Genomic DNA, 6,792 nt, shown 5'->3' with positions numbered 1-6,792 from the left:
ATTTTACATAAAATACTGGTCTAGTTTCGTGATGTCTTTTTTAAGCAATTTGTCCTTTGATAACTTCAAAAGATATTATTTTTCAGTTGACATACTACCGCAGGTCTTTATACTTTATTTAGTATAGAGGAAATACATTGTAATATTCCAGTCTTCTGCTGAAAACAATATACGAAATGTTTGTGAAGTTTCTGTGAAACTGTCTTTCCCTCTTAATCTATGAAAAAAAGAGCATAGTAACTATGCTCTCGGATGAAACTGTTTATATACATCTTTTAATCTAGTTTTTGAAACGTGCGTATAGATTTGCGTCGTTGAAATATCTGCATGTCCAAGCATTTCTTGTACAGCACGTAAATCTGCTCCATTTTCTAATAAGTGCGTAGCAAACGAATGACGCAACGTATGAGGTGTAAGCTCTTTTTCAATGTTTGCTTCTTTCGCTAATCGTTTTAATATTTTCCAAAATCCTTGTCTTGATAATCGATTACCATGATGGTTTAAAAAGAGTGCATCTACTACTTTTTTCCCCATTAATTCTCTTCTTCCTTTTTCAATATACTTTTGAATCGCTTCCGTTGCTAAACTTCCTAGTGGAATAATTCTTTCTTTATTCCCTTTCCCTATGCAACGAACAAATCCCATCGTTAAATGTACATCTTCTAAATTGAGTGCAATCAATTCTGAAACACGAAGTCCTGTCGCATACAGTAACTCTAGCATCGCCTTATCACGAATACCAAAAGCACTTGTCATTTTTGGTGTTTGAAGTAACGCCTCTACTTCATCAACTGATAATACTTTTGGTAATTTCCGTTCCCCTTGTGGCGTTTCAATATGTACGGATGGGTCGTGTTCTACCGCTCGTTCACGAAGTAAAAATTGGTGGAACGAACGAATTGATGCGATATGACGCGCCAATGTTTTCGAAGATTTTCCGTTCTCTTTTAAATACTGCAAAAAGTTAACAATGTGTAAACGGGTCACTTCATGAAAAGTTTTCGTCTGTTCCACATTTTGCAAATACTTTACGTAGCTTTTTAAATCCCGTTCATACGATACTACTGTATTCTTTGCTAATCCTTTTTCGACAACCATATAATGAATAAAATCTTTTAATTGATCTTCCACTCTACACTACTCCCCATTTTCATAGAAAAACATCATTCTATTTACGAAAGCATCCTTTGCCGGTTCTTCATTCCCTGATACTTTTTCTACAGTCTCTTCTTTAGGTTTTTCATAACGATGATAGCTTTCATATTCTTCATTTATCCATAGTATAGCGAAATAAAACAAAATCGTACAACTTGTAAATAATAAAAATACTTTTATTCCATCAAAAGTTAATTTTAAAGCTCGGCGCATTGTAAATTCCTCCAAAATATAAGTTATTACAACATATGCCAAGCTTTCACCAATTTATACCTTATTCAAATAAAAAACCTCTTCCTAGATAAATAGGAAAAGGTTATTTTTCATCCGTTTCATTTTCTTGACAATTTTTACAAATCCCATGGAATGTTAAACGATGATCTTTCACCTTAAAGCTCCAGTCTCGTTCTACTTTCCTTTCCACTTCACCAAGTAAATCTTCTTGTATTTCTTGTACAGCACCACATTGTGTACAAATCAAATGATGGTGGAAACGCTGCGCACCTTCTTGGCGTAAGTCGTAGCGTGAAACACCGTCTCCGAAGTTAATCTTATCGACAACTTTTAACTCAGATAATAGTTCTAAAGTTCGATAGACGGTTGCTAATCCGATCTCTGGCGACTTTTCTTTTACAAGGAGGTAAACATCTTCTGCGCTTAAATGATCTTCTTCATTTTCTAGCAGCACACGAACTGTTGCTTCACGTTGCGGTGTTAATTTGTAGCTCGCTGCATGTAATTGCTTCTTAATTCGTTCAATTCTTTCTTCCATTCGGTACTACTCCCTCCTCGCCACTCTTACACCATTATATCAGAAGAAGGGCTTCTGTCAAAAGAAAAAACAATAAAAACAAATTGATAATTATTCTCAAAAAGTATTTATTTTTTATTAATAGCCTCAACGACTTCTTTCATTAAAACTGGTGATGCGTAAGCCTCCACACTAGAAGCAAGTGCTAACACCACTCCAATTACGAGAAAGAAGCATGTATAACGGATTAATAATGGTAATAGTGGCTCGGTTATTTTTCTAATAAATTGATGCCTAATCATCCGTAAAGAAAAACTTGCAGCAATGGTTGTCATAACGAGAAAGACTGGAATGATAATTAAATTTTGTGGCAAAACAGATACAAATGCTAATAATAGTCCATTCCATCCATGCTGACTTACTAAAAAACCAACTGTAAATCCAACGACAACTCCTTTTACAAATAATAAAATAAAAATAAGTGGTAATCCAATAATTGAAATTCCTAAAATCCAAATAAATCCGATGTATTTTAATTGCGAAAAGTAACTTTCTCGAAACATTTCGCCCGCAATGGCAAATTCTCCTTTAGAGACTTGTCCAAAAAAACGTTGTAAATAAAATGATAAATCTTGTTTTTGATTGATTTGTAAACTATTCACGAGAATGGCTCCGAATATTACTCCCATCAATAATAAAACAGCGTTAAATATATATAATGAAGAGTTTTCCTGTATGTGAGACATTACACGGTCTTGCCAATTTTTTCGCCACATTTTTCTTCCCTCCGTTCACACTCTTATTAAAAATGTATGAAAGAAAGAAAAAAGTATGACGAATTAACATTGAAATTCCGCTCTACTTTGCTAAACTAAAAAGTAGAGAATAGGAGGGATTTCTCTTGAAACCATTATTATTAGATTTTCCAACATTATTTCAAACTGAACGCTTGCAAGTTCGTAAACCATTTCCAGGTGATGGTGCAGAAGTATATGAAGCAATCCAAGCTTCTCTAGAAGACTTAGTACCGTGGATACCAATTAACGCTGAAACAGAAGAGAGTGCTGAAGAAATTGTTCGCGAAGCTCACGGACAGTTTTTACTTCGTGAAACACTTGATTTTCACTTATACGATAAAGTATCTGGTACATTCATCGGAGCAATTACACTAAAGCCTGAAAACTGGGATATTCCAAAGTTTTCACTTCACTTCTGGCTACATAGTGCCTATACAAAACAAGGCTATATGACCGAAGCTGTTAAAGGTGCAATTCAGTTCGCCTTTGATAAACTAGGCGCTAGAAGAATTGAAATTCGTACTGATGCAACAAATATAAATGCATGTAGCTTAGCAGAACGTCTAGAATTCATTCTAGAAGGGACAATGGAAAATGATTTCCTAGCACCAGATGGTAGCTTACGTGATGCACGTGTATATGCAAAAATCAATTAAAAAACACTCGCCTTTGGCGAGTGTTTATTTTTGTAGTTGTAAATATTGTACTGCAAACATCGTCTTCGCATCATGAATACGAAGATCTTTCATAAGAGTAATCGCTTCTTCTAACGATACTTCCATTAATTCCACAAACTCATCTTCATCTAACTCAGCTTTATTTTCTTTTCTTGTCAAACCTGTCGCTTTATATACATATAAAATTTCATCTGCGAATCCTGGAGATGTATAGAAAGAAGTAATGAGCTCCATATTTTCACATACATATCCTGTTTCCTCTTCTAATTCACGAACTGCTGTTACCTCAGGTTTTTCACCAGGTTCTAACTTGCCAGCCGGAATTTCTATAATCGCCTTTTCAAGTGCTTTACGATACTGCTCAACAAGCACAATTTTCCCCTCATCAGTAATAGCAATAATAGCAACTGCACCAGGGTGATTTACAATTTCACGTTTACTCATTGCTCCATTTGGTAATACTACATCATCAACACGAACTTTTATAACTCTACCATCAAAAATTGGCTCAGTTTTTACTGTTCTCTCTGCAAGATTACTCATACTACTTCATCTCCCTGTTCTATTTCCTATTCTTTCCTCATACATTTTACCACATTGAAAGGAGCGTGATAGAAATGAAAGTTTATATTTTACCAAATCGCGTCACTTTAGTCGGAAAAGCATGGCAAATTCGCCATAAGCTAAAGCAATATAGCAAAGAGTATACAACTGTACAAGAGTGGATTACAGCAAATAAAGTGAAACATTAATCATGCTTTTACGGGCAGTTAATGCGAAGCGGAAAGTAAACGTTTGTCAACCTCTTTTCCCTCTCGTACAATAAAGGTAAGGAGGTTGACCTATGAAAAAACGTCAATTAGGAAACTCAGATTTGTTTGTTACAGAAATGGGCCTTGGCTGTATGTCTCTCGGTACATCTGAAACAGAAGCTATGCATATTATCGATGAAGCGATCGATTTAGGAATTAATTTTTTTGATACAGCAGATTTATATGATTACGGATTAAATGAAGAATTTGTTGGAAAAGCCTTGAAGGGAAGAAGAGACCAAATTGTACTTACAACGAAGGTTGGAAATCGTTGGACAGAAGAAAAAAATGGCTGGTCTTGGGATCCTTCTAAAGCTTACATAAAGACTGAAGTAAAGGAAAGTTTACGTAGACTTCAAACTGATTATATTGACCTTTACCAACTTCATGGCGGAACAATTGAAGATCCAATAGATGAAACAATTGAAGCTTTTGAAGAATTGAAAAAGGAAGGTATTATTCGCCATTACGGTATTTCTTCTATACGCCCAAATGTCGTTCGTGAATATGCAAAACGCTCAAACATCGTTAGTGTACTAATGGAATATAACCTTTTAAATCGTCGTCCAGAAGAATGGTTCCCCCTTCTAAATGAACACCAAATTAGCGTCATTGCCCGCGGGCCACTTGCAAAAGGAATTTTAACTGACAATAATGCAAGAAAGATAGAAAGAGTAAAGGAAAAGGATTATCTCTCTTATTCTTACGATGAATTACATGCAACTCTAGCAAGTGTAAAAGAAATAATTGGAGAACGCTCTTTAACAGGAACAGCTATTCAATATTGCTTACATAATAAGACTGTTGCAGCTATTATACCTGGTGCAAGCTCTCTTCAACAATTACAGGAAAATATACGAGCTAGTCAACAGTTACCTTTAACGAAAGAAGAATATATACAACTTCAAAAGATTGTTAAATATGACACATATGCTTTGCATCGTTAAAAATATCGAATTACCGATAAAACAGAAGACTGTCTCCAGTATTAGGAGACAGTCTTTTTTATAACGTATCATATTTATCAGGATTCGTTCCTACATGTAAATCACGATTCAACGTGTTAATTTGACGTATCTCTTCTTCAGTTAGTGCAAAATCAAAAATAGTAAAGTTTTCTTTAATACGAGATGGTGTAACAGATTTAGGAATTGTAACAATCCCGCTTTGAATATCCCACCTTAATATAACTTGTGCAGGTGTTTTTTCATATTTGTTAGCAATAGCCTGAATGATTGGATGCTGGAATACTTCTCCGCCCCTCATTAACGGACTCCATGCTTCCATTTGAATTTGCTCATCTTGACAATAATTTCGCAACTCAAATTGCGTCAACATCGGATGAAGTTCCACTTGGTTTACCATCGGCTTCACTTTGCAATTTGGTAATAATAGTTCTAAATGATGTTTATGAAAATTAGAAACACCAATCGCACGCACTTTACCTTCTTCATACAATTTCTCTAAAGCTCGGTACGTATCAACATACTTCCCTCTTACCGGCCAATGTATTAAATATAAATCTACATAGTCCATTTGTAATTTTTTCAAACTCTTTTCAAACGCCTCGAGTGTCTCCTCATATCCTTGATCGTCGTTCCATACTTTTGTTGTAATAAATATATCTTCTCTTGGAATTCTTGATTCACGTATCGCCTCTCCGACACCGCTTTCATTTTCATATACAGTTGCTGTATCAATCGAACGGTATCCAACTTCTAACGCTGTTTTTACTGCTTGCTTTACTTCGTCTCCTTCTTTCGCTTTATATACGCCTAGACCAATCATCGGCATTTTCACGCCATTATGAAGTGTAGTTGTTGGAATATGCACAGTCGTCTCCCTTTCATTGTTACATTTTTTATAAGCCACAATTTTATTTCAACAAGATTCATCCCAAAAGTCAAAACATACGTACAGTTTACATAACACTTTTATATAGCTAAAAAATAGCGTGAACTCATTCATTCACGTTATTTTTTCTCCATTCTTTCGCTTTTTCATCCACATTGCGCACAAACTCATTTTTTCCTTCCGTATATAACGCGCCATCATATGTATACTTTTCGGCTAATTCTTTCTTTAAGGTTGCATATGCCTCTGCTTCTTCACAATGAGCCATCATATAATCACGAAATGCTAAATGCCTTACTATCTCTGGATTTCCTTTTTCAAACACGTGTAAATGATACGAGCGTTTTTCTTCAGTTCCATGAATAAAATATCGGCGTCTTGAAATACCATTTTCCCCTTTTACGATGTAACCAAGCTCTATAAATCGTTCATTCCACCCATCTACTCTTTCGATATTTTCTACTTCCATGATCATATCAATAATAGGTTTAGCTGCCAGTCCGGGAACTGACGTACTTCCAATATGATGAATTTTTACCGTTTCTGGCATCGCTGATTTTAATCTTTTAGCCTCCATTTGAAATTTTTCACTCCAATGGTTTTCATGTGGAACAACGACAATTTTTCTCATTCTAACTCCCCTCGTATATTAATATTTAAGCCCTATCTCAGGCTTAGTTTTACTCTCTAATAAGAGTCCAGTAATAAAGAAAATACTTGGACGTCTCAAGATATTTCTAGATAAT

The 6,792-nt window shown here is 35.1% G+C and carries 10 protein-coding genes; 3 read left to right on the top strand and 7 right to left on the bottom strand.

Going from position 1 to position 6,792, the window contains the following annotated elements; all coding sequences use genetic code 11:
* Nucleotides 1-240: 240 nt before the first annotated feature.
* From xerD to spoIIM, 4 genes are all read right to left on the bottom strand, one after another.
* The gene (gene xerD / locus MR168_RS31705) at nucleotides 241-1,131 is read right to left on the bottom strand and encodes a site-specific tyrosine recombinase XerD (protein WP_000390088.1); all 891 of its coding nucleotides are present in this window, start codon (nucleotides 1,129-1,131) and stop codon (nucleotides 241-243) included.
* Nucleotides 1,132-1,137: 6 nt separating this feature from the next.
* Nucleotides 1,138-1,368, bottom strand: coding sequence for a YqzK family protein (locus MR168_RS31700; protein WP_001250432.1), 231 nt, complete (start codon nucleotides 1,366-1,368; stop codon nucleotides 1,138-1,140).
* Nucleotides 1,369-1,471: 103 nt separating this feature from the next.
* Nucleotides 1,472-1,927, bottom strand: a complete 456-nt coding sequence (fur, locus tag MR168_RS31695) for a ferric iron uptake transcriptional regulator (protein ID WP_000392657.1) — start codon at nucleotides 1,925-1,927, stop codon at nucleotides 1,472-1,474.
* A 107-nt stretch (nucleotides 1,928-2,034) separates the two neighbouring features.
* Nucleotides 2,035-2,652 carry a stage II sporulation protein M gene (gene spoIIM / locus MR168_RS31690; protein ID WP_013142149.1) on the bottom strand — a complete coding sequence of 206 codons (618 nt, stop codon included), beginning with the start codon at nucleotides 2,650-2,652 and terminating at the stop codon, nucleotides 2,035-2,037.
* Nucleotides 2,653-2,807: 155 nt separating this feature from the next.
* Here spoIIM and MR168_RS31685 point away from each other — a divergent pair, with 155 nt between their 5' ends.
* A complete protein-coding gene (locus tag MR168_RS31685) occupies nucleotides 2,808-3,359 on the top strand; it encodes a GNAT family N-acetyltransferase (RefSeq protein ID WP_000803479.1) in 552 nt (183 codons plus the stop codon).
* A 24-nt stretch (nucleotides 3,360-3,383) separates the two neighbouring features.
* Here the strand turns inward: MR168_RS31685 and MR168_RS31680 are convergent, their stop codons facing one another.
* Complete coding sequence (locus MR168_RS31680) at nucleotides 3,384-3,923, bottom strand: NUDIX hydrolase (protein ID WP_000067042.1); 540 nt, start codon at nucleotides 3,921-3,923, stop codon at nucleotides 3,384-3,386.
* 74 nt (nucleotides 3,924-3,997) lie between these two features.
* Here MR168_RS31680 and mciZ point away from each other — a divergent pair, with 74 nt between their 5' ends.
* Together mciZ and MR168_RS31670 are read left to right on the top strand one after the other, a co-directional pair.
* Nucleotides 3,998-4,132, top strand: a complete 135-nt coding sequence (mciZ, locus tag MR168_RS31675; protein ID WP_000870302.1) for a Z-ring formation inhibitor MciZ — start codon at nucleotides 3,998-4,000, stop codon at nucleotides 4,130-4,132.
* Nucleotides 4,133-4,224: 92 nt separating this feature from the next.
* The gene (locus MR168_RS31670) at nucleotides 4,225-5,139 is read left to right on the top strand and encodes an aldo/keto reductase (RefSeq protein WP_044307304.1); all 915 of its coding nucleotides are present in this window, start codon (nucleotides 4,225-4,227) and stop codon (nucleotides 5,137-5,139) included.
* A gap of 58 nt (nucleotides 5,140-5,197) precedes the next feature.
* Here MR168_RS31670 and MR168_RS31665 read toward each other — a convergent pair whose 3' ends face one another.
* Nucleotides 5,198-6,025, bottom strand: a complete 828-nt coding sequence (locus tag MR168_RS31665) for an aldo/keto reductase (protein ID WP_086411645.1) — start codon at nucleotides 6,023-6,025, stop codon at nucleotides 5,198-5,200.
* Between the two features lie 127 nt (nucleotides 6,026-6,152).
* The gene (locus MR168_RS31660) at nucleotides 6,153-6,677 is read right to left on the bottom strand and encodes a GrpB family protein (RefSeq protein WP_001227186.1); all 525 of its coding nucleotides are present in this window, start codon (nucleotides 6,675-6,677) and stop codon (nucleotides 6,153-6,155) included.
* Between the last annotated feature and the right edge of the window lie 115 nt (nucleotides 6,678-6,792).

Origin of the sequence: Bacillus cereus group sp. BfR-BA-01356, from assembly GCF_022663635.1 — a bacterium.
Classification (GTDB): Bacteria; Bacillota; Bacilli; order Bacillales; family Bacillaceae_G; genus Bacillus_A; species Bacillus_A cereus.
This window is presented reverse-complemented; position numbering and strand designations above follow the sequence as displayed.

What these genes read in the sequence shown, in the direction of transcription:
- MR168_RS31700 (WP_001250432.1), bottom strand. Translation starts at nt 1,368, where the DNA reads ATGCGCCGAGCTTTAAAATTAACTTTTGATGGAATAAAAGTATTTTTA.
- fur (WP_000392657.1), bottom strand. Translation starts at nt 1,927, where the DNA reads ATGGAAGAAAGAATTGAACGAATTAAGAAGCAATTACATGCAGCGAGC.
- spoIIM (WP_013142149.1), bottom strand. Translation starts at nt 2,652, where the DNA reads ATGTCTCACATACAGGAAAACTCTTCATTATATATATTTAACGCTGTT.
- MR168_RS31680 (WP_000067042.1), bottom strand. Translation starts at nt 3,923, where the DNA reads ATGAGTAATCTTGCAGAGAGAACAGTAAAAACTGAGCCAATTTTTGAT.
- mciZ (WP_000870302.1), top strand. Translation starts at nt 3,998, where the DNA reads ATGAAAGTTTATATTTTACCAAATCGCGTCACTTTAGTCGGAAAAGCA.
- MR168_RS31670 (WP_044307304.1), top strand. Translation starts at nt 4,225, where the DNA reads ATGAAAAAACGTCAATTAGGAAACTCAGATTTGTTTGTTACAGAAATG.
- MR168_RS31660 (WP_001227186.1), bottom strand. Translation starts at nt 6,677, where the DNA reads ATGAGAAAAATTGTCGTTGTTCCACATGAAAACCATTGGAGTGAAAAA.